The 25,464-nt window shown below is 43.2% G+C and carries 27 protein-coding genes and 2 pseudogenes; 23 read left to right on the forward strand and 6 right to left on the reverse strand.

Features of this window, described 5'->3' with window-relative positions; all coding sequences use genetic code 11:
• The 6 genes from proB to AB5642_RS16125 all read left to right on the forward strand — a co-directional run.
• Positions 1-702 (forward strand): glutamate 5-kinase (gene proB / locus AB5642_RS16100; protein ID WP_368371755.1); only part of this gene is annotated, 702 nt, incomplete at its 5' end.
• An 84-nt stretch (positions 703-786) separates the two neighbouring features.
• A complete protein-coding gene (locus AB5642_RS16105) occupies positions 787-1,008 on the forward strand; it encodes a DUF896 domain-containing protein (RefSeq protein ID WP_118578386.1) in 222 nt (73 codons plus the stop codon).
• Positions 986-1,546 (forward strand): 5-formyltetrahydrofolate cyclo-ligase, encoded by a 561-nt coding sequence (locus AB5642_RS16110; RefSeq protein WP_173715583.1) that lies wholly within the window; start codon positions 986-988, stop codon positions 1,544-1,546. Before AB5642_RS16105 ends, AB5642_RS16110 begins: the two co-directional genes overlap by 23 nt.
• Positions 1,547-2,797 (forward strand): glutamate-5-semialdehyde dehydrogenase, encoded by a 1,251-nt coding sequence (locus AB5642_RS16115; RefSeq protein ID WP_173715584.1) that lies wholly within the window; start codon positions 1,547-1,549, stop codon positions 2,795-2,797. It begins immediately after the preceding gene.
• 88 nt (positions 2,798-2,885) lie between these two features.
• The gene (locus tag AB5642_RS16120) at positions 2,886-5,165 is read left to right on the forward strand and encodes a hypothetical protein (protein WP_118578384.1); all 2,280 of its coding nucleotides are present in this window, start codon (positions 2,886-2,888) and stop codon (positions 5,163-5,165) included.
• Positions 5,166-5,422: 257 nt separating this feature from the next.
• Complete coding sequence (locus AB5642_RS16125) at positions 5,423-6,439, forward strand: M14 family zinc carboxypeptidase (protein WP_368371756.1); 1,017 nt, start codon at positions 5,423-5,425, stop codon at positions 6,437-6,439.
• A 166-nt stretch (positions 6,440-6,605) separates the two neighbouring features.
• On the opposite strand, the gene AB5642_RS16130 is transcribed toward AB5642_RS16125, so the two are convergent.
• Positions 6,606-7,976 carry an MATE family efflux transporter gene (locus AB5642_RS16130; RefSeq protein WP_118578383.1) on the reverse strand — a complete coding sequence of 457 codons (1,371 nt, stop codon included), beginning with the start codon at positions 7,974-7,976 and terminating at the stop codon, positions 6,606-6,608.
• A gap of 372 nt (positions 7,977-8,348) precedes the next feature.
• On the opposite strand from AB5642_RS16130, the gene AB5642_RS16135 reads away from it, so the two are divergent.
• From AB5642_RS16135 to AB5642_RS16145, 3 genes are all read left to right on the forward strand, one after another.
• Positions 8,349-8,714 (forward strand): BMC domain-containing protein, encoded by a 366-nt coding sequence (locus AB5642_RS16135; protein WP_118578382.1) that lies wholly within the window; start codon positions 8,349-8,351, stop codon positions 8,712-8,714.
• An 11-nt stretch (positions 8,715-8,725) separates the two neighbouring features.
• On the forward strand, positions 8,726-9,154 hold the full coding sequence (locus AB5642_RS16140) for a BMC domain-containing protein (RefSeq protein ID WP_118578381.1): 429 nt from the start codon (positions 8,726-8,728) through the stop codon (positions 9,152-9,154).
• Positions 9,155-9,279: 125 nt separating this feature from the next.
• The gene (locus tag AB5642_RS16145) at positions 9,280-9,819 is read left to right on the forward strand and encodes a EutP/PduV family microcompartment system protein (protein ID WP_148462568.1); all 540 of its coding nucleotides are present in this window, start codon (positions 9,280-9,282) and stop codon (positions 9,817-9,819) included.
• A 220-nt stretch (positions 9,820-10,039) separates the two neighbouring features.
• Here the strand turns inward: AB5642_RS16145 and AB5642_RS16150 are convergent, their stop codons facing one another.
• On the reverse strand, positions 10,040-10,921 hold the full coding sequence (locus tag AB5642_RS16150) for an AraC family transcriptional regulator (RefSeq protein ID WP_195409584.1): 882 nt from the start codon (positions 10,919-10,921) through the stop codon (positions 10,040-10,042).
• Positions 10,922-11,227: 306 nt separating this feature from the next.
• On the opposite strand from AB5642_RS16150, the gene AB5642_RS16155 reads away from it, so the two are divergent.
• The 5 genes from AB5642_RS16155 to AB5642_RS16175 all read left to right on the forward strand — a co-directional run bounded on the left by AB5642_RS16155 (position 11,228) and on the right by AB5642_RS16175 (position 15,921).
• Complete coding sequence (locus tag AB5642_RS16155; RefSeq protein ID WP_195409585.1) at positions 11,228-12,463, forward strand: galactokinase family protein; 1,236 nt, start codon at positions 11,228-11,230, stop codon at positions 12,461-12,463.
• A gap of 214 nt (positions 12,464-12,677) precedes the next feature.
• Positions 12,678-13,928, forward strand: coding sequence for a DNA polymerase IV (locus AB5642_RS16160; RefSeq protein ID WP_173770408.1), 1,251 nt, complete (start codon positions 12,678-12,680; stop codon positions 13,926-13,928).
• A 175-nt stretch (positions 13,929-14,103) separates the two neighbouring features.
• Complete coding sequence (locus tag AB5642_RS16165; RefSeq protein ID WP_195409586.1) at positions 14,104-14,460, forward strand: GntR family transcriptional regulator; 357 nt, start codon at positions 14,104-14,106, stop codon at positions 14,458-14,460.
• A 16-nt stretch (positions 14,461-14,476) separates the two neighbouring features.
• Positions 14,477-15,187, forward strand: a complete 711-nt coding sequence (locus AB5642_RS16170) for an ABC transporter ATP-binding protein (protein WP_118584213.1) — start codon at positions 14,477-14,479, stop codon at positions 15,185-15,187.
• The gene (locus AB5642_RS16175; protein ID WP_118584212.1) at positions 15,181-15,921 is read left to right on the forward strand and encodes a hypothetical protein; all 741 of its coding nucleotides are present in this window, start codon (positions 15,181-15,183) and stop codon (positions 15,919-15,921) included. Before AB5642_RS16170 ends, AB5642_RS16175 begins: the two co-directional genes overlap by 7 nt.
• Positions 15,922-16,047: 126 nt before the next feature.
• Here the strand turns inward: AB5642_RS16175 and AB5642_RS16180 are convergent, their stop codons facing one another.
• Positions 16,048-16,281, reverse strand: coding sequence for an alpha/beta-type small acid-soluble spore protein (locus tag AB5642_RS16180; RefSeq protein ID WP_118584211.1), 234 nt, complete (start codon positions 16,279-16,281; stop codon positions 16,048-16,050).
• A gap of 248 nt (positions 16,282-16,529) precedes the next feature.
• Between AB5642_RS16180 and wecB the strand changes: the two are divergent.
• The 3 genes and pseudogenes from wecB to AB5642_RS16195 form a co-directional block, all read left to right on the forward strand.
• A pseudogene (gene wecB, locus AB5642_RS16185) lies at positions 16,530-17,267 on the forward strand (non-hydrolyzing UDP-N-acetylglucosamine 2-epimerase); the annotation flags it as partial.
• Positions 17,268-17,358: 91 nt separating this feature from the next.
• A complete protein-coding gene (locus AB5642_RS16190) occupies positions 17,359-18,207 on the forward strand; it encodes a hypothetical protein (protein WP_368371757.1) in 849 nt (282 codons plus the stop codon).
• Between the two features lie 331 nt (positions 18,208-18,538).
• A complete protein-coding gene (locus AB5642_RS16195; RefSeq protein ID WP_173770888.1) occupies positions 18,539-19,321 on the forward strand; it encodes a ZIP family metal transporter in 783 nt (260 codons plus the stop codon).
• Positions 19,322-19,588: 267 nt separating this feature from the next.
• Here AB5642_RS16195 and AB5642_RS16200 read toward each other — a convergent pair whose 3' ends face one another.
• Genes AB5642_RS16200 through AB5642_RS16210 form a run of 3 tightly spaced genes read right to left on the reverse strand, consistent with a single transcriptional unit; the run spans position 19,589 to position 22,253 of the window.
• The gene (locus AB5642_RS16200; protein WP_148462559.1) at positions 19,589-20,014 is read right to left on the reverse strand and encodes an aspartate carbamoyltransferase regulatory subunit; all 426 of its coding nucleotides are present in this window, start codon (positions 20,012-20,014) and stop codon (positions 19,589-19,591) included.
• The gene (pyrB, locus tag AB5642_RS16205; protein WP_195478796.1) at positions 20,014-20,955 is read right to left on the reverse strand and encodes an aspartate carbamoyltransferase; all 942 of its coding nucleotides are present in this window, start codon (positions 20,953-20,955) and stop codon (positions 20,014-20,016) included. Before pyrB ends, AB5642_RS16200 begins: the two co-directional genes overlap by 1 nt.
• On the reverse strand, positions 20,952-22,253 hold the full coding sequence (locus AB5642_RS16210) for an adenylosuccinate synthase (protein WP_368371758.1): 1,302 nt from the start codon (positions 22,251-22,253) through the stop codon (positions 20,952-20,954). The genes pyrB and AB5642_RS16210 overlap by 4 nt, the downstream gene beginning before the upstream one ends.
• A gap of 178 nt (positions 22,254-22,431) precedes the next feature.
• On the opposite strand from AB5642_RS16210, the gene AB5642_RS16215 reads away from it, so the two are divergent.
• The 6 genes and pseudogenes from AB5642_RS16215 to AB5642_RS16240 form a co-directional block, all read left to right on the forward strand.
• Positions 22,432-22,716 (forward strand): LysR family transcriptional regulator, encoded by a 285-nt coding sequence (locus tag AB5642_RS16215; protein ID WP_330590365.1) that lies wholly within the window; start codon positions 22,432-22,434, stop codon positions 22,714-22,716.
• A gap of 38 nt (positions 22,717-22,754) precedes the next feature.
• Entirely contained in the window at positions 22,755-23,324 is a 570-nt protein-coding gene (locus AB5642_RS16220) for a LysR family transcriptional regulator substrate-binding protein (protein ID WP_330634190.1), read from the forward strand.
• A gap of 55 nt (positions 23,325-23,379) precedes the next feature.
• Entirely contained in the window at positions 23,380-23,853 is a 474-nt protein-coding gene (locus tag AB5642_RS16225) for a DUF2284 domain-containing protein (RefSeq protein ID WP_173719629.1), read from the forward strand.
• 16 nt (positions 23,854-23,869) lie between these two features.
• Positions 23,870-24,436, forward strand: coding sequence for a threonine/serine exporter family protein (locus AB5642_RS16230; protein ID WP_330590364.1), 567 nt, complete (start codon positions 23,870-23,872; stop codon positions 24,434-24,436).
• 127 nt (positions 24,437-24,563) lie between these two features.
• On the forward strand, positions 24,564-24,797 hold the full coding sequence (locus AB5642_RS16235; protein ID WP_237925544.1) for a hypothetical protein: 234 nt from the start codon (positions 24,564-24,566) through the stop codon (positions 24,795-24,797).
• Positions 24,798-25,012: 215 nt separating this feature from the next.
• Positions 25,013-25,102, forward strand: a pseudogene (locus AB5642_RS16240) (ZIP family metal transporter); the annotation flags it as partial.
• Positions 25,103-25,464: the final 362 nt, after the last annotated feature.

The following is a 25,464-nucleotide window of genomic DNA, read 5'->3' on the forward strand; positions in this document are numbered from 1 at the left end:
GTTCTGGTATCTTCAGGAGCCATCGCTGTTGGAGCAGCAGCTCTTGGATTTAAAGAGAAGCCACAGGAGCCTCGTCAGAAGCAGGCGTGTGCAGCGGTTGGACAGGCCAGACTTATGATGATTTACCAGAAGCTGTTTGGAGAATACAATCAGATGGCAGGTCAGATCCTGATGACCAAAAATACCATGGTAAACAACGCCAACCGCAAAAATGCAGAGAACACGTTTAATGAGCTTTTATCCATGGGTGTGATCCCTATTGTTAATGAGAATGACTCTATTTCCACCTATGAGCTTCAGTCTCTGGAAAAATTCGGAGACAACGATACCCTTTCTGCAGTGGTAGCTGCTCTTATAGGGGCAGATCTTCTGATCCTTATGTCAGACATAGACGGACTTTTTACAGATGATCCGAATACAAATCCAGATGCGAAATTTATTGACATGGTAGAAACATTGGACGATGAACTTCTTAACATGGGAAAATGCTCCTCCGGAAGCAAAGTGGGCACTGGAGGAATGGCTACCAAGCTTACAGCTGCCAGAATTGCCACAGCTGCCGGTACAGACATGGTAATTGCCAATGGCGGCGATTTTCATAATATTCACCGCATTGTGGAGGGCGACCCCTGCGGTACATTGTTTGTTGGAAAGAAAAAGGAAGAGTTTTTCCTGATCGATTATATTGAAAAATTGCTGTAACTGTTCAGTATCTTCACAGTTACAATTGCTTTAAGTTTTTGTATAAATTAAAATTACATAGAACATTCTCAGGAGGAGTATATTATGGACAGCACAAAAATCGACAGAATCAACACCCTTCACCATAAGGCACAGAGCGTAGGCCTTACAGAAGAAGAGAAAAAAGAACAGGCAGAGCTGCGCAAGGAGTATATTGCCACCATTAAGATGAACCTTAGAAATCAGCTGGATAATATTGATGTAAAGGAAGCCGATGGTACGGTTGTGAATCTTGGAGAAAGATATGGAAGAAAAAAGACTCATTAGAAAGCAGATTTTTGCAGCCAGAAAGCAGTGCAGCGATGCGCAGGTAGAAGAATGGAGCCATCAGATTACAGATCAGGTGCTGAAACTCTCAGAGTTTGTGAAGGCTAAGCATATTCTGGCTTATGCAGATTACAATCATGAAGTAATGACCAGATATATCATTGAGGAAGCCTGGAAAGCAGGAAAAGAAGTGGCAGTCCCGAAGGTTGTGGGAAAGGATATGATTTTTTACCGCCTTACTGATTTTTCTCAGCTAGAGCCTGGATATTTTGGAATTCCGGAGCCTGTCAGAGGCGAGATCGTGAAGTGGGAGGATGCTCTTATGGTCATGCCTGGTGTAGCTTTTGATCCTGAGAACAACAGAGTGGGATATGGCGGCGGCTTTTATGACCGCTTTTTAGAAAAACATCCTGATATTACCAGACTGGCAGTGGCTTTTGATTTTCAGATCCTTGATCTGGTGCCCACAGAACCTACGGACATTTGTCCTCAGATCATTGTGACACAGAGTAAAGTTTACCGGAGGGAGGACTTATAAATGAATGAAATGCTGGAAACTCTTGGCAGGAATGCCAAAGAGGCAGAAATCGTTCTTCGAAACCTTGATACAGCTAAGAAAAATCAGGTTCTGGAGGCTGTTGCAGACAGCCTTGTTGCAGATTCGAAAGCACTTCTTACAGCAAATGCCATTGATGTAGAGAATGGCAGGAAGAATCAGATGCCAGAAGGACTGGTAGACCGTTTGATGTTGACAGAAGCCAGAATTGCAAGCATGGCAGAGGGGCTTCGTCAGGTTGCGGCACTGGAAGATCCTATCGGGGAAGTGACCGGGATGAAAAAACGTCCCAACGGACTTCTCATTGGACAGAAGAGAGTCCCTCTTGGAGTGATCGGAATCATCTACGAGGCAAGACCAAATGTGACAGCAGATGCTTTTGCCCTTTGCTTTAAAACTGGCAACGTGGTGATCTTAAAGGGTGGTAGTGATGCCATCCATTCCAATACTGCTATTGTGGATTGCATCCGCAGAACCCTGGATGAGAATGGAATTACGAAAGATGCGATCCAGCTGATCTCTGATACTTCAAGAGAGACTGCCGGAGAATTCATGAAGATGAATGAATATGTGGATGTACTGATTCCACGAGGAGGCAAAGGTCTTATTAAAGCAGTAGTAAATAACAGCACGATTCCTGTAATCGAAACTGGTACCGGAAACTGCCATATTTATGTGGATGAGAGCGCAGATCTTCAGATGGCGGCAGACATTGTGATGAATGCCAAGACACAGCGGGTGGGTGTCTGCAATGCCTGTGAGTCTCTTCTGGTGCATGAGAAAGTGAAGGATGCTTTCCTTCCGGTTCTTGCAGAGCGCCTTCGGACAAAGAATGTGGAGATGCGTGCTGACGAGGAAGCGAAGGCTTTGATCCCAGACGCAGTCACTGCCACTGAGGAAGACTGGGGTACAGAATATCTGGACTATATACTTTCTATAAAAGTAGTTGGATCTGCAGATGAAGCGATTCGCCACATCAATCGCTACAATACAGGCCATTCAGAGGCAATTATTACCAGAGATTACAACAATGCCCAGAAATTCCTGGATGAAGTAGATGCAGCTGCTGTATATGTGAATGCTTCTACAAGATTTACGGATGGTTTTGAGTTTGGTTTTGGTGCCGAGATCGGAATCAGCACCCAGAAGCTTCATGCCCGTGGCCCCATGGGACTTCTGGCACTTACTTCCACAAAATATATCATTTATGGAAACGGACAGATTCGTCCTTAGGTTTGATTTTTGAACTGAGATATGTTATACTAGACTTCGATGTTAATATTTAATATGGGGGACTCATTTATAAGGAGGACTTTTTAAAATGAAGAAAAAGCAACTTTTGGTATTCATTATGGCGGGAAGCCTTGCAGCCGGAATGTCTCCGGTGACAATGGCATTTGCAGAGGCAGATACCCAGACCGTGACAATAGAGGACACAGTAGCTGTTGCCGCAGAGTCAGAAGAAGGAGAAGCAGCAGCTGAACCAGTGCAGGATATTTCAGATGCCGCAGCAGATACACCTGTGGAAGAACCTGCACAGGCAGCAGATACGCCGACTGCAGAACCAACCCAGGCAGCTGCAGATACACCGGCAGCAGAACCAACCCAGGCAGCTGCAGACACACCGGCAGCAGAACCAGCTCAGGCAGCGGATGCGGTTGTGGATGATGGCTTTAACAGCGGAGATACTGCTGAGCTGACTTTGGAGGAAGAGGAGAGTGCTACCCCTACTCCTGAGACCACTGGTCAGATTATCCTGAAGGCAGCAGATGGAACCCAGACATCCTATTCCACATTAGCAGAGGCAATTGCGGCAGCCCCGGTTAATATTGGCAAGGATGGTGAAGTTACCCAGATCCTTGTAACCGGAACTGTAGAGATCAGTGAGACTGTTGTGATCGATCAGAATAAGAATATCTCTATTGCAGCAGCTGCGGATGGAACTACTATTAAACGTGCAGCCGGATTTTTAGGAGATATGTTTAAAGTAAAAGATGAGTCCACTTCTTTCCAGTTTGGTACAGGCAAGGAGGGTGAGACTGTTTTAAGTCTGACTGTAACAGGAGCACTTGACCAGGGGGATGCAACAGGCTCCATTATTTCTGTGGAGGGCGGTTACTTCGGATTGTCCGATGGTGTAACCCTGACAGGAAACAGAACCAGTGCGCCGGGAGCTGCAATCTGTAATTCTGGCGGAAGCATCGGACTGGCAGGTGGTACTATCACAGGAAACCAGTCTGAAGGTATTGTAAATGAAGCTGCTGAAATTACAGGTGGAGCTATTTACAGTCTGGGCGAGATCCGTGTTTCCGGCGCCGTAATTGTAAAGGATAACAAGGACGATGGTCTTAATGATAACAGTATTGTTTTAGGCGGTGATAACGCATGTATCGCAGCAATTGGCCAGCTTGCTGAAACAGCAGACCTTCAGGTAAGAAGAAGTGACGCAGCTGCCGGAAAGATTATTGTAAAGGTCGGTACGGATGCGAATGGTACTGCACTTACTACTATGGAGAATATTCTGGCACATGTTCATTATCTGGACACTACAGAGTATACCATTAACAACCAGACTGGAGCACTTGAGTCTGTTACAGCTCCTGTTAGTACTATGACGCTGACCGCAGATTCTATTTCCTGGAATAAGGCGTATGAGCATACTGTTGATCTGACCTTCCATACCAATGATGCTGGTGTTGGAGGAAGATATTATGTGACCTGGGTGAAGAAATCTGATTCTACACCTGGATTCGAAGCAGTAAAGAGCAATTATAAGAGCTCTGGAGATATTGCAAGCTCTGCAAGTGTACAGTTGACAGATGTAGCTTATGATACAGCCATTAAAGTAGTTGTATATGCTGAGGATTCCAAGGGACTTGAAGCAGTTGCGCCACTTGTACTTACATTAAAGGCGAAAGCAAGCACTCCCACAGAAACTCCGATTACTACTACACCGACGCCAACTACTCGTGCAACCATTAACCCGTCTGTCAGCGAAAGCAAGGTAACAGGTCTTGAAAAAGCACTGGCATTCTACCCGAAGCAGATGTACAATTTCACAGTAACTGGCGCCGGAACTGACAATACAAACCCGATCAAAGGTGATACCAAGTGGATCCCGTATGGCTGGAGCATGTCCGCGAAGAACATTGACACCGGATATCAGAAGAGCTGGTCTATCGGAAATGTAAATGGTATCAAGCAGGCGAAGACCTTTAGAATGTATATCTTCTTCCAGAAGTACATATACAATGGATCCGAATGGGAAGCTACCGGCGTGAAGGAAGCTCTCCCTACAGAATTTAAGTCCAAGGCAATCGACTTCACAGTAACTCCATCCGGCACAATCACGCCAACTGCAACAGCCGGTTCTGGTTCCGGCGGTTATGATTATAACGGAACAGGTAGCGGCGATGGAGATGGAACAGATGGCGATGATGCAGAGAACCATGACGGAACAGACAGCGATACCGGTTCTACATCTGCAACAAACGCGAGAACAGCCGATAACTCCCCGATTGCCACTATGATGATGCTTGCAAGTCTTTCTCTGGTAGCTGGAGGTTATGTTATCGTCAGAAAGAGAAAAAAAGAAATCTAAGAAAATCTATGGCATATGAATAACCATGCATTTTGATCAGAAGTTTTTCTGACAGCAAAATAATAAGAAACATACATTAGGCAGGTCTTTTGACCTGCCTTTTTGCATATAATAATACAGGCAGCGGGGGGACAGGCTATAGCGTGTAAAAAAAGGCCTTCTGCAAGATGTACGTTACACTTTGTTGGAATGATTTTTCAAACACGCTCTAGAGATGAAATGCCGCCTGAGTTTTTTCCTGCTGCAGGAGGTAAAATATGTTGTCAGAAAGCGTATTGTCAGCCAGAAAAGAATTGTTCCCACAGAATAAAACGGCTGTCAGTGACATGCCGAAAGTAAATATACAAAAGAAAGTACAACCGACAGATGCAGATATGGTACAAACATCGCTGTCATTTGAAAACATATATTATTCTTTATGGGAAATAGCTGGACGCTACAGCAGCTTTTGCCAGTTTCGCGTGATTGGAAACAGTCATGACGAGAGAATGATCCCAATGCTGGAAGTTGGCACCGGCGCACAGATGATCTTCTGTGTGGCTGGAATTAATGGAACTCAGGCTCTTTTGCCGGAACTTCTTCTGAAAATGGCAGGAGAATACTGCAGGGCCTACGAATGCGGCTGGAAGCTGGATGAATTTTATGAAGTGAAAAAACTCCTTGATAAAATAAGGATCTGTCTGATTCCGATTTTAAACCCGGATGGTTATGAAATCCGCCAGAATGGCTTTGGTGCTATTCGAAATCCAGTTTACCGTCAAATGCTTCGTATGCAAAGCATTCCTGCTGAGGATTTTGGATATAATGCCCGTGGAATGGATATTTCACATAATTTTCCAACGGTTCATTATATCCGTTCACGTATGGGAGAGGAACCAGCCAGCGAGAATGAGACAAAGGCATTGATCCGGATCATTCAGGAATATGATGGAAGAGGACTTTTGACGTTTGCTCAATCCGGAAGGGAAATCATTTATTATCACTGTCAGCAGGGAGTGGGAAGTCTTCCGAAATCCTACCGGCTGGCAAGACATATGCAGAAATCTTCTTCCTATCATCTGGAAAGGGAACAGATGACCGAATCGGCCAGGGAAAAATTTAAGGGAATGGGAACCCCGGAACAATACTATATTCAAACGAAAAAACAGCCGGCATTTCGTATTAAAGTACCAGCTCAAAGCGGAAATGGAAGAGGCGTTGAAGAGGATAAAAAGGCAGTATATGAGGAAATACATTTGCTTCCATTGGAATATATATTTTCATTAGACAATTAAATGTTATTGTTTGCAGGTGAGCTTTTGTAAAATAATTACCGGAGAAAGCTGGCCGGTAACCATAAAAGGAGATGTCCGAAATAATCGAAACATCTCCTTTTAGTATATGATTTGTTTTTTGGCGTTTACGAAACGCATAGAAGATTGCCATGCGCATCCGAAATGATTATTTTTCGGAAGTAGCAGTTTCCGGTCTTTCGTATTTCCTGCGGATATCTTTCATGACAAAAAGATAGGAAACACCGGTAAATACTGCTGCTGTAACCCACGCTGCCGGGTCACAGAAGCATGCAAGTGCATAACTTCCTACCGCCATGGAAATCATTGCTACAACCAGACGTGCAACCAATTCAGAAACACCACCCATCATAGGCAGGAATCCATATCCGCAGCCCTGCATGGTATTTCGGAATACGAAAATACTGCTTAAAGGAATGTAAAAGATCACACTCATATAAATGTAAGTTTTTGCCCATGGAAGCATGCTGTTCATATCCACATTTCCAGTGAAGAAAAGTCCAAGAGCTGGTTTCAGAAGAATACAAACCAGCACGGCTGCTGCAAGAGCATATACAACAGAAGCTTCCAGAGACGCTTTAACACCCTGGCGGATTCTCTTGATATCACCCTTTCCGAAGTTCTGTCCACTATATGTCGCCATAGTCTGTCCCATAGCCATCATTCCCTGGGTTACCAGGTTCTGCACCTTGCTGGCTGCCGTAAAAGAGGCAACGGCATCGGAACCGAAAAGATTGATGGCAGATTGCATGACCATAGTACCGGAAGCTGTAATTGCAAACTGCAATGCCATAGGAATTCCCATAGCCAGCTGGTTACGGCTCTCCTGGCCGTGAAGCCTCCAATGTCTTCTGTTTGGGGCAAGAGAAGGCATACGTATATAGATGTAGACCAAACAGAGTATTGCGGAAACGCCCTGAGAAATAATGGTTGCCCATGCTGCTCCGGCAACGCCCATTTTAAAATTGATAATCAGTACCAGATCCAGAATTACATTTAAAGCTGCGGAAAATACAAGAAATACCAGCGGAATCTTACTGTTTCCAACTGCACGCAGGTAAGAGGAAAACAGGTTGTAAAAAATAGTGGCGATGATTCCGGCGCTGATGATCATAATGTAGGTATATGCATCCTGAAAAATGTTGTCAGGTGTGTTCATCAGCTTCAGAAGAGGGCGCATGCCCAGCAAACTTAAAGAACTGATGATTACGGTAAAAATCAGGGAAAGAAGAATTCCGTTAGCTACACTGATCTTTACCCCTTCGGTATCTTTGGCTCCGAAGCGCTGAGCGGTGAGTACGGAGAAACCAGCTGTGATTCCCTGCGAGAAGCCCACAGTAAGAAACATGATCGTTCCGGTGGATCCGACTGCCGCAAGGGCATCCGCGCCTACATAGCGTCCTACAATAATCGTATCTGCCATATTATAGAGCTGCTGAAAAATGTTTCCAATAATAAGAGGAAGCATAAATTTCAGGATTACCGGCAAAGGCCGGCCTTTTGTCATATCTTTTTCCATAAAAAACTCCTTATTGAGAAATATAGAAATCGTAAATAAAAAGTGTTACTAAATTACTTACATATTAGAGTGTGTCAGAGTCTGTTTGAAAAATCATTCCCACAAAATATAACGCACATTTTGCAGATTGCATTTTTTTACATACTCTGGAAGCGAAAATTATTTTATCACACTGCGGATTATCTGTCACTATTTTATTTTTGACTATTTTAAAGGCATTTAATGCCATAATGATCAAGAAACCACACTTTTTCTCAAAAAATGTTTAGGAATTTTGACTGATATGTTGGTTTTGCTTGCTATTTGCTCTCATAAATGGTAAAATCAAATATAGCGTGAAGATATTTTTTTGAAAGAGAGGCATTCATATAAATGGCAAATGAACATGGAGAACAGATCAGAATCGTGCAGGAGACTGTGGCTGGTAAGGAGATTACTTTTGCCCATGTAATGGGAGGACCGGCACCGATCATTTATCAGAAGCTTGGGTTGAATCCGCAGCTGGATTATCGTTCCTCTGCAATTGGAATCATGAATATGACACCTCCGGAATCCGCAGTTATCGCTTCTGATATTGCGGTGAAGAGCGGTAATGTTTATCTTGGATTTGCAGACCGGTTTACAGGGACTTTGATCATTACAGGAGAGATTTCTGATGTAATGTCTGCAATGACTGAGATCGTAAATTATTTCCGGGATTCTCTGGGATATGTGGTCTGCAATATTACGAAACGATAGGAAGTAGAAGCATGGAGCGAATAACGAAGGAAGAGCTGCTGGAAATGCTATTCCATGATGATTATGAACATCTGAAGGGGAAGAAGCTTCGTATGACTCGTGTGCGTGTACCGGGAAAGGAAGTTTGTCTTGCCCATGTGATCAGTCCTTCCCAATCTTGTATTTATGAAAATCTGGGACTGCATATTGGAGTTCATGAGGGGGAAGACCACACAGGAGAATCCATTGGTCTGATCCGTTTTACTCCCTGGGAAGCGGTTGTGGTAGCTGCAGATGTTGCCATGAAGAGTGCAGATGTACAGATCGGGTTTATGGATCGTTTTTGCGGTTCTCTGATCATTACAGGAGGATTGTCCCAGGTGCAGACTGCTGTGGAAGAGGTCGTACGTTTCTTTGACAGAGAGTTAGGCTTTAAAACATGTGCGGTTCACAGAAGCTGACAGATACCTTATGGCTGCGGGAACAGCAGCTTATGGATACGATATTATGATATGCAAATGTAAAAATAATGCACTGCTGTATTTTTACAAGTAAGGTTTATTGAAAACAGGGGAAATACAATTCGATGAAGAAAATTTTTTTGATGGGAAGAAGTGAGGCCGGCAAGACCTCACTGACGCAGGCACTAAAAGGCGAGGAGCTTCATTATATAAAAACACAATATACCAATTCCAATGACGATACCATTGACTCTCCGGGGGAGTATGCAGAGTCAAAAAGATTCAGTGTAGGACTTGCATGTTTTTCCTTTGAGGCAGATGTGGTGGCAATTGTGCAGGCTGCAGATGAGCCATTTAATCTGTTTGGTGCAAGCTGCCGCTCTTTTATCCTTCGTCCTCTTATTGGCATTATCACAAAAATTGATTCACCATATGCCAATATCCCTATGGTGAGACAATGGCTGATCAACGCTGGATGTGAACGCATTTTTATGGTGAATAATGTGACCAGAGAGGGAATTGATGAGTTGATGGAATATCTGCAGGAGGATACCCCGAAGCTTACATTGGAACAGGCGAAATTCAAACAGAGCCTTGGTCTGAACGAGTGGGATCCTCTTCCAGAGGGAGTGGCTTATCCGGAAGAAAAAGAGAATATGCTATAAAAAATTCCCATTCAGATTTTCCTGTTATCTGGATGGGAATTTTTATATGGTATGTTGCATATGTAAATTACGGTATTAAAGAAATGTACTGCTTTAACAGACAGAGGGTTAAATCCGGAACCGCCTGGGCAGCCGGAATCCCCACTGACGGTTCACCGATCATATTATATCAGATATTGGTGCAATAATTAGAAAATAGGTTAGCAACCACCAGTTGAACTTAAAATCTATGGTTTCGATATTCCCGGGGACTGCATCCCTTTATTTTGGCAAAAACTTTGGAATAATAATTGGGGTCTGAAAATCCAGCCTTGTCAGCCACCGCGCTGACAGGCTGGTCATCCTGCAAAAACTCCAGGCTGCGCTCGATCCGATATTCCTGCAAAAAGGCAAACAAGGTAGTATTCATATGACGTTTAAAAAGCCGGGTACATTCGCTTTCACACAGGTGGATGTGTCCGGCGATGTCATTTAAGGTGATCTTATTTTGATAATTTTCTTCTATGTAGGACAGAATCTTCTTGATTCGGTCGTATTCCAGAGAGTTTTCCCTGGAAGCCTGGGGTTCGTAGGTAATATGCTCCAGAAGAAGCCGCCACATGGATTGCAGGCAGATGGTAATGTCCAGCTCATAAAAATCCGGTTTCTTTTCATCCAGATCAATAATGCGGAGAAGATATTCGCGAAAAGGCTTGTGCCAGGGCTCACTCTGGTCGATACAGATGGCAGGGAGCATAGAATCCTGAATGACAGGATCTACATATTTGCTGTTGACAGTGCTTTGGAAAAATCCATAAATCAGCCTGGAATCAAAAGTTACAGGAATATAAGCGCAGTCCTTCTGATTTTCCATTGTGCCAGAGTGAAGGGCACCGGAGTTGTTAAATACAATATCTCCTTCTTTTAAGTGGTAAACTATATGGTTGACCTTGTAGCACATAGTGCCTTTTTGCACATAAGTAATCTCTATTTCCGGGTGCCAGTGCCACATAAAGGAACCAGACTCATATTCTGAAAGTTTCTGGTAGCTGACCAGAAATGGAAACTGTTCATTGCCGTGCTGTTTTAATTCTTTTTGAAACTGATTGGTTATGATCTGCATGCCAAACCTCCCGAGAAAAAATTTCATATCCTGTGGACTGTATAGAATTCCATATGTTCAAAAATAGAGAACTACAATAAAACGCATAAATTTACCTGTATTATACATCTGTTAAAGATAAAAACGCAATATATTACTTGTTTTTCGCAAGTTATTTAAGGTAATGCAAAGGAAATGCATGTAAAATGAAATTAACTTGATGAGAGATCCGGATAAGCACAGATGAAGCAGAAAATATGCACTGAGGCAGCTGGAGTACAGAATGTAAAATTATAACAATATTAACAAAAATAGGAGAATGAGACCATGAATTTATCAGAAAAAGCAAAACTTGAGAAAATCTATGGAGAGAGCAGTGCCTGCGTAGCTCGTTTCCAGAGTCTTGCAGACAACTTTGCCAGAATCTACAAACATGACCATGCAGATTTCTTTACTTCCCCTGGAAGAACAGAGATCATCGGAAACCATGTTGACCACAACGGTGGCAAGGTAATCGCAGGAAGTATCAATCTGGATACCATCGGCGCAGCTGCACCGAATGGAACCAACGTGATCCACATTACAAGTGAAGGCTACAGAGATGAGATCGTAGTTGATCTTGACAAGATCAGCAGAGCCAACTATCCGAAAGGAACCTTTGCCCTGGTTGCCGGTATGATGGAAGGTGCGAAGAAGAATGGCTTTCAGACAGCTGGTTTTGATGCCTATGTATGCACCAACGTGATCGCAGCAGCAGGAGTAAGTTCCTCTGCATCCTTTGAAATGCTGATCTGCGTAATCATCGATTACTTCTTTAACAACAGCAAGATGACTTACACAGACTATGCAAAGATTGGTCAGTACGCAGAGAACGTATACTGGGATAAAGCTTCCGGAATGATGGATCAGATGGCATGTGCAGTTGGTGGTCCGGTTCTCTTCGACTTTGCAGACAGAAATGATCTGAAATACAGCAAGCTGGACTTCTCCTATGGAAAATTTGGTCACAAACTGGTAATTGTAAACACTGGAAAAGGCCATGCAGATCTCAGCCAGGAATACTCTGAGATTCCAGGTGAGATGAAAGCAGCAGCCAAGGTACTTGGTGCAGAGCTTCTTCATGAGACTACTCTTGAAAATCTGCTTGCACATGTAAACGAGATTCAGGACGACAGAGCAATTCTCCGTTCCATTCACTTCTTTGAAGAGACTTCCCGTGTAGAACGGGCAGCAGAGGCAATTGGTAAGGCAGATTACGAGGAATTTTTGAAGCTGATGGATGAATCCGGAAGATCGTCCTGGGAACTGCTTCAGAACTGCTACTGCATGAAAGACTGCCACGAGCAGAAGATCCCGTTGGTTCTTGCTCTTACCCAGCTGTTCCTGAACAAGATCGGCGGCGGTATCTGCCGAGTACATGGCGGCGGATTTGCCGGTGTTATTGCAGCTGTTGTACCGGAAAATGAAATGGAGAATTATGTAGAATACATTTCCCAGTATGTTGGCAGAGAGAACGTTTATCCAATGGATATCCGCGCAATTGGAGCTGTTCACATTGGATAATGACAATATTCTGAGTTATCTGAACTAAAGGTGACCTTTTTCGCAGCAGCTTTTCGCTATGACAGCCAGTTTAGAACTTTTACAGTCTTTTTGTGTTACCGTATTTGCGTAATATATACATAAAGAATCTGGACATATTTCCTTCTGACGTGCTATATTGAGTCTATCACAGAATTTTCGGAAATAAAGGAAAATACGAAAGAAGGAGAATCAGATGGAAAGATTGATTTTTCATGTTGATGTGAACAGCGCTTTTCTTTCCTGGGAGGCAGCGAGCAGAGTAAAGGCAGGTGAGCCGGATCTGCGGGAAATTCCGTCTGCAGTAGGCGGTGATCCCAGGACACGTACCGGAATCATAGTTGCGAAATCCATTCCTGCCAAGAAATACGGAGTACAGACTGGTGAGCCCGTGGCAATGGCCCTTCGAAAATGCCCGAATCTGGTAGTGGTACCTAGTGATTTTCGCCTTTACACGAAGAATTCCCAGGCATTTAAAGCAATTTGTAAATCTTATGCTCCTGCAATGGAATCCTTTTCTATTGATGAGGTATTTCTGGACATGACTGGAACTTCCCTGATCTACCCGGATCCCATAGCAACAGCCTGTGAGATAAAGGATAAGATTTATCAGGAGCTTGGATTTACAGTAAATGTGGGAATTTCCACCAATAAGCTGCTGGCGAAAATGGCCTCGGACTTCGAGAAGCCAAATAAAGTGCACACCCTTTTCCCGGAAGAAATTCCGGCAAAAATGTGGCCTCTTCCCATCAGAGATCTGTTATTTCTGGGAAAAGCTTCGGAAAAGAAGCTGGTTGATTTCGGTATCCGCACCATAGGGGAACTGGCTCGGGAAAGGGAGTCCACTATTCAGACACTTCTGGGAGAAAAGACCGGACATCAGCTCTTCCAGTACGCCAGAGGCATTGACAATTCTCCGGTTTTGGAAGTGCCTGAGGAGAGTAAAGGCTTCAGCGTGGAGAAGACTTTCAATGATGATATTGTATCTATGGAGCAGATCCAGCCTATTTTATTGGAGCAATGCGATGTGGTAGCCACCAGAATGAGGCGGAAAGGAAAGAAATGTACCTGTATTTCTGTCACCTTCCGCACTCTGGATTTTAAGAATCGTTCCCATCAGATGAAGCTTGGAAGTGCTACGGATGTAACCGATGAAGTCTACGCAAATGCCAGAAAACTGTTCGCAGAGTTCTGGAAAGGGCAGCCATTACGTCTGATCGGTGTGGCACTCACCGGACTTACTGAGGACGGATTCGAACAGATGTCCCTGTTTGAGGACTGTGCGAAAAAGGAACAGCGCCAGAAGCTGGATGCAGCGATGGATGCCATCCGCATGAAATTTGGAAACGACAAGATCACCCGGGCCAGCATTATGAACAGCAATGCAGGAATCGGGCGAAAAGCCAAGGCGCAGATGGAAAACGAAGAAAATGGAAAAAGATTCTAAAAGAAATAGAAAAGAGAACATTGTCATTTCCTTTGCAGGGAAGTGCAATGTTCTTTTTTTTGCACAGGAAACACGGTTTTGTTCCTTATGTGAAAAAATATAAAAAAACACTTGACGAAAACACAATTCTAGTGTACTATACAACTATGACAGTAATGCAGAAAGAGAGGTAAACATGGAATATAATTCATCGCTGCCAATTTATCTCCAGGCAGCAAATTCTATAAAGCGGGATATTGTAACAGGTAAGCTGTCTCCTGGTGCGAAGCTTCCATCTGTGCGGGATCTGGCGGTAGAATATACCATTAATCCCAATACGGTCAGCCGCGTATATAAAGAATTGGAGATGGAAGGCGTCTGCTTTACCAGACGCGGGATGGGAACCTTCGTGACAGAAGATCCGGAACGGGTGCATCAGCTGAAGGAAGAGATGGCAGGAGCCCTGATCCGGGAATTCCTGGAAGGAATGGAGCAGCTTGGTTTTTCCAGAGCTCAGGCAATCGGACTTCTGGAGAAAGAACAGTCGGAATGACGAGGAGTGTATAAAAATGATCTTAGAGAGCAGAGAAGTAACGAAGAAATACGGCAGTAAGACTGCTGTGAATCAGGTATCTTTACAATTGGAGCCAGGCCTTGTATACGCCATGCTTGGCCCCAATGGAAGCGGCAAGACCACTTGGATGAAAATGGTGGCAGGACTTGTAAAGCCTACCAACGGTGAGATCCTTTATCAGGGAACTCCCATTGGAAAAGAGAGTAAAAAAGAAATTGCTTATATGTCCACGGAGCCTTATTTCTACAACTGGATGACAGTTTCAGATGTGGGAAAATATTATGAGGACTTTTTCGAAGATTTTTCCATGGAGAAATACAGACAGATGATTTCCCGCATGGAGCTTACAGAGGACATGAAAGCGAAGAAGCTGTCCTCTGGTATGATGGCCAAGCTGAAAATTGCAGTTACCATGGCAAGGGAGGCTAGGCTGTACTTGCTTGACGAACCGTTGAACGGCATTGACCTTCTTGCAAGAGACCAGATCATGAAGAGCATTCTGGAAGCCATAGATCCAGATGTGACACTGGTAGTTTCCAGTCATCTCGTAGACGAACTGGAACGTGTAGCAGATGCAGCCATTTTTATGAAAGATGGTATTTTGGCAAATCAGTGCATGGTAGAGGAGCTTCGGATTAATCAACACAAATCCGTAGTGGATCTGTACCGTGAAATCTATGGACATGGAGGAGAAGAAGTATGTTAAAGTTGATGAAATATGAGCTTCGGAAAACCGCATTTTCCAAACTGGTTCTGTTGGTGATCACAGCAGTTGCAGAAATTGCATTTTTAATAGGTGTATTTTGGAAAAAGGATAATATTCTGGCAATGGGAATTATTTTCCTGGTCATGTGTACAATATTTGGTGTTATCTACATTGGTATAGAGAGTGTAAATGTTCTCCATCGTGACCTGAATACCAAACAGAGTTATATGTTATTTCTCACACCAAAGAGCAGTTATCAGATTCTGGGAGCCAAGATCCTGGAAAATGGAATTTCCATTATCATGGCAGGCGCATTTTTTGCAGCGCTGGCAGCCATTGATGTGACAGTTGCAACTCTTTACATTGGCGGTCTGAAAGAGATGATCAATCTGGTGAGTTCCTTTATGGAAGTAAACTGGTCCGTGACTTTTACTCCGGCAGAAGCAGCTTTCTATTTCTTTGGTCTTCTGGCAAGCTGGATCGTCTTCATTGTGAATGCTGACCTGTCCGTGATCTTATCCGCCAGTGTCCTTGCAGGCAAAAAAGGCAGCGGCATCGCCGGCTTCCTTATCTTCCTGGTAATATCTTCTGTTATTGGGAAGCTGCTGGATCTCATTCCGGTTCTGAAAAGTATGGAACTTACTTTTGTCCTGTATATTGCAGCATCATTTGCCATTGCGGCAGTGCTGTATGTAATCAGCGGCTGGATCATGGAGAAGAAGCTGAGCGTATAATAGAAAACGCAGGATCAGAAGGTTAGAGCGTCAAAAAAGATCTATTTCAAAACAGGGCATTACCTGCTTCTCGTTGAGGAGTAAGTAATACCCTGTATTTTTTTACTTAATCAGGCGTTTTTTGAATTAGTACTGACCACTCTGGCCGCTCTGTCCTGCGGACATGGATCTTTCCTGCGCCTCGATCATCTTTTTAACCATATAACCACCTACACTACCATTCTGTTTGGAAGTAAGGTTTCCGTTGTATCCGTCTGTAAGCGGCACACCCAGCTCATTTGCAACCTCAAATTTGAAACGATTTAATGCGCCCTTTGCTTCTGGTACAGCTGCTTTGTTAGAAGAAGTATTGTTTGACATAATCATTTTCCTCCTTGGTTAATTGTTGTTTTGTTTGATGTTACATTGCTAGTATGTACTCTGACAATGAAAATACACTGGGAATAAATGGGGTGATCAAAAAAAGACAACAAAAAAAAATATGCCGGATAGCAAAATGTTTTAACTTGACGCTACATTCTCGGTGTAGAAATTCTTATATTGGGAGCATATCTTATTACAAGAACAAAAAATTGCATACACAAAAATAGAGATAGGAAACGGGACTTCGTACTTATAATATGAAATCTCCCTATCCGGAAGAATTTAACAGGCAGGCCATTGGACTTACTGCCAGCTTGCATTTTGCACCGACCCAGAAAGCAGCGGATGCACTGCTGAAAGAGGGTAAGGATCCAGAGCAGATTTTTGTCACAGGAAATACAGGAATTGATGCTTTGCACTATACGGTGCGAAATGATTTTTATCACCCGGAAACAGAATGGGCAAAAGACAGCAGACTGATTGCTGTGACAGCACACAGAAGGGAAAATCTGGGAGAACCCATGCGTGATATGTTCCGGGCTATACGCAAGATCGTGGAGGAATTTACAGATGTGAAGGTTATTTATCCTGTACATTTGAATCCGCAGGTCAGAAAAATCGCGGATGAGGAATTCGGTGGATGTGATAGAATACACCTGATCGAACCACTGGATGTGGTAGAATTTCATAACCTGATGAAAGCCAGTTATCTGATCATGACTGATAGTGGCGGAATTCAGGAAGAAGCTCCGGCATTGGGAAAACCTGTGCTGGTCATGCGAGATACAACAGAACGTCCGGAAGGTGTGGAAGCAGGAACCTTAAAGCTTGCAGGCACGAAAATGGAGGATATTTACAGAGAATGCAGGCAGCTTCTTACAGAACCTGAAATTTACAGAAGGATGAGTGAGGCCAGAAATCCTTATGGTGATGGGACTGCAAGTATCAAAATCAGAAAAATCCTGGAGAATATAGATGCATGAGCATAAACACAATCAATGCAAAAGAAAAGTAAAACATCGAAAGAACGTGATGAAACTTATTATATTTTGCATAACTGTGGGAATTTCACTTATGTTCATTTATTATCAGAACCTGAGAAAAGAAATAGATGCCCGGCAGAAATGGCTGGAAACAGTCTTGACCGGAGAAAAAAAGTGGATTCTTGAAAATCAGGGGCCTGAGGGTGAATTTTACATGAATGGAAGTAAAGCCGGAGATGTTAATCCATACTTTGCATGTATGGCTGCACTGGGGCTTCTGGCAGAAACAAAGAACTGCCCCATTACTGAAACAGAGAAAAAAGCTGTTGGCAGGTATCTGGACTGGCATATCGGGATTTTGCTGGAAACAGATGGAAAAATGGGAATCTACAGGAAAAAGAGTGGGAAACTTATTTATAAAGAAAAGGCTGATTCCGAAGACGGGTATCTTGGTATGTATCTTTTTCTTATGGGAAAATATCTGGAAAAGACAGAAAGTACAGACCTGCCGGAATACTGGAAAAAGGGAATCAGCCTTGCATTAAAAAAGATTCAAAGCCTGATGCAGGATGGAATTACACAGGTCTCAGAAGAAAATACAACAGTTTATCTGATGGATAATCTGGAAGTATGGAAAGGCCTGTACGAATTAGAACATGCAGGACTAAAGGATGTGCAGGCAATCCGTGAAATGCGTAATAAGCTACAGGCACAGATAGAAAAGCTATTCTGGGATGATGCAAATCAAAGATGGAGAATTATTGAAAACAGTAATCTGTATCACCAGAAAGAATTTTATCCGGATGGAGTTGCTCAGATTTATCCGCTGATTTATGAATTTCCGGTAAAAGAGAAGAAAAAGCAAAAGATATTATATAAGCAGTTTACGGAAAGGTTTCAGTGGCAGAAGCTGAATAAAAAAAGAAATGGCTTTTTGTAAATTGCTGCAGAATATTAAATATGTACTCTTTAGACAATGACTTCAATTGTCCAGAAAAAAATCAAAGCATTGTTGAAAAAATTCTATTGTTACATGATTACGTAAATGATATACTTAAGTACAAGAAAACCGTGTGAAATTACAGCTTGCTTTTTGCACGGTTTCCTTTAAATTAGATAGTTAGTTTTGCCTAACACGATAAAAATATGACAAATTATAGAATAATAGATATTAGGGAATATAATCAACAAGCTATAGAATAAATACTATATCGCTGAAGATAATTACTTTTGCCAATAAATTTTTTCGAGCATATATGAAAGGAAATTTTATGCTAATAAATATTTTTGAAGGTATACTGATTCCATTTGTTGGAACAACGCTAGGTGCAGCATGCGTGTTTTTTATGAGAAAAACACTTAGCAAGTCAGTGCAACGTGCACTTGCAGGGGTTGCAGCAGGTATAATGGTTGCTGCTTCAATCTGGAGTCTTCTGATTCCGGCAATTAAACAATCTGAGAATATGGGAACTTTATCGTTTGTTCCGGCAGTTGTTGGGTTCTGGATGGGTATATTGTTTTTACTCGCACTTAATCATTTGATTCCGCATCTTCATGTTGGAAGTGATCAGGCAGAGGGACCGAAAAGCAAACTTGGCCGTACTACGATGATGGTGTTGGCAGTTACATTGCATAACATCCCTGAAGGTATGGCAGTTGGTGTAATGTATGCAGGATTTCTTGCTGAAAATGCACAGATTACAGCAACAAGTGCACTTGCTTTATCACTTGGAATTGCTATCCAGAATTTTCCGGAAGGAGCGATTATATCCATGCCGCTTAGGGCAGAGGGTGAAAGTAAAAGAAAGGCATTTCTGGGAGGTGTACTTTCAGGAGTGGTTGAACCGATTGGAGCAGTAATGACGATTCTTGCTGCACAGCTGGTAATCCCGGCATTACCATATTTACTGAGCTTTGCAGCAGGAGCCATGTTGTATGTCGTGGTTGAAGAACTAATCCCGGAAATGTCTCAGGGACAGCACTCGAATATTGGTACGCTTTTCTTTGCACTTGGATTTAGTTTGATGATGATCCTGGATGTGGCACTGGGGTAAGAGGAATGTTTCTTATGAGAATATTGATTTATGGTGCGGGTGTGATTGGATCCTTGTATGCGACTTTATTTGCAGATGACGGTTATGAATGGCTATGAGGCAACGAAAGCAATCCGCAGAAGTTCCCATGAACTGGCAAAGACGATCCCTATTATTGCCATGACTGCTAATGCATTTAAATATTTTTTTAAATACCCTTTAGGAATAGAAATAAACCTAAAGGGTATTTTCCTCTTAAGCGACATACAAGGGAGGGTTTGGTAGTTTCTATCTTAAGAGGGAAGCTTCCTGGTTGCAGTAAATACATCTATATTTTCCACTGGAGGACAATTTGAAGATGTGCTCGCAGTTTGCTTCCGTACTGGTAATGCAGCGGGGATTTTTGCATTTGATTACATTTTTTAAAGTTCTTGGCGGAACAGGATGATATTTTTTTACCACCTTTCCATCGCGAATTACGATCAAAGTGACTCCATCGTTTAAATAACCAAGGACTTCAAGACGCTCAGGCTCTGTAAGCCCCTCTATTTTAATCAGATCTTTACAGCCGTATTTTTCACTTCTTACGGACTGCAGTAGGGCAATGGACTGCTTCTGGGAGTCCAGTTCCAATAGCTTGTAAATATCCATTCCTTTTCCAGCCGGGATATGGTCGATCACAATTCCATTTTGGATAGATTCAATCTTTAACATTACAGCACCGTCCTTCCTGTCAGCGGATCCGGGATTTCAAGCAGCGCCATAATAAGTGCCATACGGATATATTTTCCGTTTTGTACCTGGTCAAAATAAGCGGCTCTTGGATCCTGATCCACATCTGAGGCAATCTCATCCACCCTTGGAAGAGGATGGAGAACCGGCATATCCGGCTGTGCCAGATTCAGCTTCTCGCGGTTTAAAATATAGGTATCCTTTAACCGGACATAATCTTCTTCGTTAAAGAAACGCTCTTTCTGAACCCTTGTCATATAGAGTACGTCCAGTTTGGGAAGTGTTTCCTCCAGGCTGGTAACCTCTTTGTAAAAAGAATGGTTAGGCTTTAAGGTCTCTTCAATTACGTAATCCGGGATTTTAAGCTCTTCCGGGGAGATGAAGTAAAACTCATTTTCTGGATGACGTACCAGACTGTTTACAAGGGAGTGTACGGTTCTTCCAAATTTCAAGTCACCGCAAAAACCAACTGTCAGGTGATCCAGATGACCTTTTCTCTGGCGGATGGTCATAAGGTCGATTAATGTCTGGGTAGGATGATTATGTCCGCCATCCCCGGCATTGATTACCGGCACTGTGGCATACATGGAAGCGCGAAGGGGAGCGCCCTCCTTGGGATGCCGCATTGCAATGATATCTGCATAGCAGCTTACCACCCGGGCAGTATCGGCTACCGTTTCTCCTTTTGTGGCACTGGACTGTTCAGCACCTGCAAAGCCAAGGGATTTTCCGCCAAGGCTTAACATGGCAGATTCAAAGGAAAGACGGGTTCTGGTACTTGGTTCGTAAAAAAGAGTGGCAATCTTTTTCCCATCTGCCACATGGCTGTACACTTCTGGACTTTCTGCAATGCGGTCAGCCAGATCCAGAACTTTTGTAGTTTCTTCAAGAGTAAAATCAAGTGGATCGATCAAATGTCTCATAACCAGGCTCCTTTTGTTAAAAACTGATCCCGTCTGGCTCCGACGGAAATAAACTGGATTTCATGGTTCAGAAGCTGCTCCAGGATACGAATGTAAGCTTTTGCATTCTCCGGAAGCTCTTCATAAGTCCGGCAGCCCGAAATATCGCATTTCCATCCTGGAAACATTTCTACTACAGAGGTATAACTATCCAGTTCATCCATAGGATCAAAATCGGTTACTATAACACCGTCACGTTTATAGCCTGTGATCACAGGAATCTCTTTCATGGAACTTAAGACATCCATTTTTGTCAACGCGATCTTATCTGCATTCTGGCATTTTAACCCATAGCGGCTGGCTACGGCATCAAAGGGACCTATCCTTCTGGGACGACCGGTGGCAGCACCATATTCACCGCCAGCTTTCCGCAACGCTTCTTCCCAGTCATCGGACATGGCATGTTCTGCCACAAAAGGACCTGCGCCAACACAGGTGGAATACGCTTTTAAAACGCCAATTACGTGATCCAGGGATTTTCCAGGGATTCCGGCACCAATGGGACCATAGGCAGAAATGGTAGAGGAACTTGAGGTATAGGGGAAAATACCGTAATCAATGTCCCTCATGGCTCCAAGCTGGGCTTCCAGTACCACCTTTTTGCCCTCTGACACTGCCTGTTCCAGATATTCCCCGGTGTCTGCAATATAGGGACCAAACAGTTCAGCCTGTTCCTCACACCAGGTAAGGAGTGCAGGGTAGGACATTGGCTCCTGATGATAACAGCCTGCAAGCTCCAGGTTCTTTGCCACCAGCATGGTTTTTAATCTGGCTTTTACGGAATCCTCTTTTAAATGAAGGAGATCTCCCAGGCGAAGTGTTTTTTTACGGTACTTGTCACTGTATGCATAGGCGATTCCACGGCGGGTAGAACCAAAGGCACTTCCTGTCTTTGCAAGTCTGTTTTCTTCTAACTCATCCTGCACCTTATGCCATGGCATGGAGACTGTAGCACGTTTTGAAAGTTTCAGATGATCCGGTGTTACCCGGATTCCTTTTTTCTCTATTTCATGGATCTCCCGGGAAAGATGTTCCAGGTCAACCACCATTCCGTCCCCGAGGACGCACACCACACCTGGATGTAAAATACCAGAGGGGAGAAGATTTAAAACGAATTTGCCCTGGGTGGTTACCACTGTGTGACCTGCATTGTTTCCGCCCTGGTAGCGGACAACCACATCTGCCTGCTCTGCAAGAAGATCGATCACACGTCCTTTTCCTTCATCGCCCCAGTTAATACCGGTTACTGCTGTAAGCATTTGTTCCTCCTTTGAAAACTGGTCGGGCAGCTGTTTTCCTATTACAATAAACCGCTTTTTGCCCTACAACAGCGTTCTTTTTTGTTCGAGTACATAATACGCTTGACGTAGTAATAAGTAAAAGATATAATTGATATGACTGAAATAAATATATGACATGTCAAAAAGGAAAAATATTATGGACGTTAATTTCGAGTATTATAAAATCTTTTATTATGTGGCAAAATACCACAACTTTACCAAGGCGGCCCAGGCGTTAAACAACAGCCAGCCGAATATTACCCGGGCCATGAATTGTCTGGAACAACAGCTGAATACCACTTTATTTATCCGTACCAACCGCGGCGTACAGCTCACTCCGGAAGGAGAACGGCTTTATACCCATGTGCTAAGTGCAATGGAGCAGTTTCAGGCAGCAGAGAGGAGCTGGCAGACAGCTCCGGATTATCCCATGGAAGTGTAGCCATCGGTGCCAGTGAAACTGCCCTCAATATTTTCCTGCTGGATAAATTAAAAAGTTTTCACATGACTTATCCTGGAATCCGGTTAAGGCTATACAACCATTCCACACCGGAAGCCATTGAATCAGTTAAGAGTGGAAAGATTGATTTTGCAGTAGTTTCCACTCCGGCAGAGGTGGATTTCCCATTGAAACAGATCATGCTCATGCCGTTTCAGGAGATTCTGGTTGGAGGCACTACTTTTACCGCCCTTAGCAGTCAGGAGCTTTCCCTTCGGGAGGTAAAGAACTATCCGCTGATTTCTCTTGGGCGGGAAACTATGACCTATAAATTCTACAACAGTGTATTTTTATCACATGGTCTGGATCTTTCCCCGGATACGGAAGCTGCCACTGCGGATCAGATTCTGCCTCTGGTAAAATGCGAGCTCGGGCTTGCCTTTTTGCCCCAGCCGATGGCCGCACCTTCCCTTTTGAAAAAAGAGATCGTACAGATTCCATTAAAAGATGAAATACCGGAGCGCCAGATCTGCCTGGTGTATGACAGCCAGCATCCTATGGGAGCTGCGGCAAGGGAATTAAAAAATACCATTCTATTAGGGCATGTATAAAAACAGCGTATGGAAAAAATTTTGGTAATTAGAAAAAACTTGGAGAAAGTACTTTATGGATTACATAAAAGAAGCGAAAAAACTTGGTTTTTCAAATACGGCAATCATGGACACAAAAAAACTCGTATTCAAACCGGAATACCGAAAGTTTTGTGAAGAAAATCAGTGTGGATGTTACAACGTGAATCCAGCATGTCCACCTGAATGCGGAACGGTAGAATCTATGAAACAAAGGGTATTTGCCTATGAAAAAGCGCTTATTCTACAGACGATACAAAGCAAGGATATGGACTATAAAATGGCGAAGCTTGCGCACAATAAACTCACCGAACAGTTGGCCTCTAAAATAATGGAATCTGGAAATACCGACCTGCTGATCATGTCCGCTGGTCCTTACAGGCACTATTCCTGCCTGTCCGCCTACTGTGTTGATGCCCAGGAAATGGCAGATGCGGTGGGAATGACCTGCTGGGGGACCGATGATAAGATTCGGTATTTTTCACAAATTTTATTTCATGGAAACTTATAATGGAAAACACTTACATATGCGTTCTGGCATGGAAAGGCTCACTTATGCACTGATCATTGTTCTGGTAGCCACCATGTCTGCCTGGATCATGGCTATGCTCCTTCACCTGCAGCCAGTGGATTTCATAAAGATCCGTATGTCTGCTGCAATGTGGATCCTCACACGGCTTGCTGCAAGCTTTTTCGGCGTGTTCGGTTTTTCCATCATGTTTAACAGCCCAGTCAGGATTGCCTGTTCTACGGCAGTACTTGGTGCAATTGCAAATACCCTCCGTCTTGAACTGGTGGATCTCGTAGCTTTACCTCCGGCAGTAGCTGCATTTATAGGGGCACTTACAGCCGGACTTCTTGCCTCCCTTTTGAAAAATAAGGTGGGTTATCCAAGGATTTCCGTGACAGTGCCTTCCATTGTGGTCATGGTACCGGGGCTTTATTTATACCGTGGATTTTATAACCTTGGAATCATGTCCTTATCCGTTTCTGCATCCTGGTTTGCAGCTGCGCTTCTGATCATTGCATCGCTTCCGCTTGGACTAATCTTTGCAAGGATTTTAACAGATAAGACGTTTCGGTATTGTACCTGACTTGATTCGTGCTTGTAACAAAGACCGTAATAAATGTGATTGGTGAAATTGTAAAAAGGATATCTGATATTTTCTTCTGACCGATGATTTTGACCTTACAGGCATTGACTGGGAACCGATTGGAAATATGAATGATATGCAGAATCATGTACTGCCGTATTTGCAGAGTTTTTGCAGTCTGGAAGAAAAAGGTGTGAAGGAGAGACGAGAACAGCAGGTGGCAGAGAAAAATGAGAGCAGAGAAACTGTGCCAAGAGCTGGCGTTGAAGCAAATACAGCAGTTAAGGATGAAGGAAAAGCTGAAAGAAAGGCAGTAACACAGAAAAAGGCAATGCCAGGAAAAGAAACCGTCGATTCATGAAGATTATTGTGACCTCCGGCTTTTTGTAAATTGTTAAAAGAATTATATTGTTATATGATATCGTAAGTGATATACTTAAACATAAGGAAAACCGTGTGAAATTACAGTTTGCTTTTTGCACGGTTTCTTTTATACATGACAGTTAGTTAAATCTAACAGTAGAACGACGTGAAAGTACTTTTGACTATACAGAAAGGAATACATAATGCTAATAAATGTCTCAGGGACAGCACTCGAATATCGGTACGCTTTTCTTTGAACTTGGATTTAGTTTGATGATGATCTTGGATGTGGCACTGGGGTAAGAGGAGAGGAATGATTCTTATGAGAATATTGATTTATGGTGCTGGTGTGATTGGATCCTTGGAGAACTACCAAACGATGATATTTATGATTTTGTCTTGCTTACTGTCCGGGAAAACCAGCTGTATGAAGCACTTACTGAATTGAAAAATAATAAAAGTAATACGATTGTTACAATGATAAATTCACTGGACAGTTACAATAAATGGGAAGACATTGTCGGAAATGAATATTTTTCGCTTTTTACCCTTGCCATTTTTAGCGATTATGCTGGCAGTTACATTTGGAAGCAGTTTTGGAGATAAATTTATGTATCAACATGCTATGAAGGCACCAGATGAAATGAGGGAATTGCATAAGCAGT

The sequence above is a fragment of the Ruminococcus sp. 1001136sp1_2201st1_G3_2201SCRN_220225 genome (assembly GCF_040924365.1).
GTDB classification, from domain to species: Bacteria; Bacillota; Clostridia; order Lachnospirales; family Lachnospiraceae; genus Blautia_A; species Blautia_A faecis.

What these genes read in the sequence shown, in the direction of transcription:
- AB5642_RS16105 (WP_118578386.1), top strand. Translation starts at nt 787, where the DNA reads ATGGACAGCACAAAAATCGACAGAATCAACACCCTTCACCATAAGGCA.
- AB5642_RS16110 (WP_173715583.1), top strand. Translation starts at nt 986, where the DNA reads ATGGAAGAAAAAAGACTCATTAGAAAGCAGATTTTTGCAGCCAGAAAG.
- AB5642_RS16115 (WP_173715584.1), top strand. Translation starts at nt 1,547, where the DNA reads ATGAATGAAATGCTGGAAACTCTTGGCAGGAATGCCAAAGAGGCAGAA.
- AB5642_RS16120 (WP_118578384.1), top strand. Translation starts at nt 2,886, where the DNA reads ATGAAGAAAAAGCAACTTTTGGTATTCATTATGGCGGGAAGCCTTGCA.
- AB5642_RS16125 (WP_368371756.1), top strand. Translation starts at nt 5,423, where the DNA reads ATGTTGTCAGAAAGCGTATTGTCAGCCAGAAAAGAATTGTTCCCACAG.
- AB5642_RS16130 (WP_118578383.1), bottom strand. Translation starts at nt 7,976, where the DNA reads ATGGAAAAAGATATGACAAAAGGCCGGCCTTTGCCGGTAATCCTGAAA.
- AB5642_RS16135 (WP_118578382.1), top strand. Translation starts at nt 8,349, where the DNA reads ATGGCAAATGAACATGGAGAACAGATCAGAATCGTGCAGGAGACTGTG.
- AB5642_RS16140 (WP_118578381.1), top strand. Translation starts at nt 8,726, where the DNA reads ATGGAGCGAATAACGAAGGAAGAGCTGCTGGAAATGCTATTCCATGAT.
- AB5642_RS16145 (WP_148462568.1), top strand. Translation starts at nt 9,280, where the DNA reads ATGAAGAAAATTTTTTTGATGGGAAGAAGTGAGGCCGGCAAGACCTCA.
- AB5642_RS16150 (WP_195409584.1), bottom strand. Translation starts at nt 10,921, where the DNA reads ATGCAGATCATAACCAATCAGTTTCAAAAAGAATTAAAACAGCACGGC.
- AB5642_RS16155 (WP_195409585.1), top strand. Translation starts at nt 11,228, where the DNA reads ATGAATTTATCAGAAAAAGCAAAACTTGAGAAAATCTATGGAGAGAGC.
- AB5642_RS16160 (WP_173770408.1), top strand. Translation starts at nt 12,678, where the DNA reads ATGGAAAGATTGATTTTTCATGTTGATGTGAACAGCGCTTTTCTTTCC.
- AB5642_RS16165 (WP_195409586.1), top strand. Translation starts at nt 14,104, where the DNA reads ATGGAATATAATTCATCGCTGCCAATTTATCTCCAGGCAGCAAATTCT.
- AB5642_RS16170 (WP_118584213.1), top strand. Translation starts at nt 14,477, where the DNA reads ATGATCTTAGAGAGCAGAGAAGTAACGAAGAAATACGGCAGTAAGACT.
- AB5642_RS16175 (WP_118584212.1), top strand. Translation starts at nt 15,181, where the DNA reads ATGTTAAAGTTGATGAAATATGAGCTTCGGAAAACCGCATTTTCCAAA.
- AB5642_RS16180 (WP_118584211.1), bottom strand. Translation starts at nt 16,281, where the DNA reads ATGTCAAACAATACTTCTTCTAACAAAGCAGCTGTACCAGAAGCAAAG.
- AB5642_RS16190 (WP_368371757.1), top strand. Translation starts at nt 17,359, where the DNA reads ATGTTCATTTATTATCAGAACCTGAGAAAAGAAATAGATGCCCGGCAG.
- AB5642_RS16195 (WP_173770888.1), top strand. Translation starts at nt 18,539, where the DNA reads ATGCTAATAAATATTTTTGAAGGTATACTGATTCCATTTGTTGGAACA.
- AB5642_RS16200 (WP_148462559.1), bottom strand. Translation starts at nt 20,014, where the DNA reads ATGTTAAAGATTGAATCTATCCAAAATGGAATTGTGATCGACCATATC.
- pyrB (WP_195478796.1), bottom strand. Translation starts at nt 20,955, where the DNA reads ATGAGACATTTGATCGATCCACTTGATTTTACTCTTGAAGAAACTACA.
- AB5642_RS16210 (WP_368371758.1), bottom strand. Translation starts at nt 22,253, where the DNA reads ATGCTTACAGCAGTAACCGGTATTAACTGGGGCGATGAAGGAAAAGGA.
- AB5642_RS16215 (WP_330590365.1), top strand. Translation starts at nt 22,432, where the DNA reads ATGGACGTTAATTTCGAGTATTATAAAATCTTTTATTATGTGGCAAAA.
- AB5642_RS16225 (WP_173719629.1), top strand. Translation starts at nt 23,380, where the DNA reads ATGGATTACATAAAAGAAGCGAAAAAACTTGGTTTTTCAAATACGGCA.
- AB5642_RS16230 (WP_330590364.1), top strand. Translation starts at nt 23,870, where the DNA reads ATGCGTTCTGGCATGGAAAGGCTCACTTATGCACTGATCATTGTTCTG.
- AB5642_RS16235 (WP_237925544.1), top strand. Translation starts at nt 24,564, where the DNA reads ATGAATGATATGCAGAATCATGTACTGCCGTATTTGCAGAGTTTTTGC.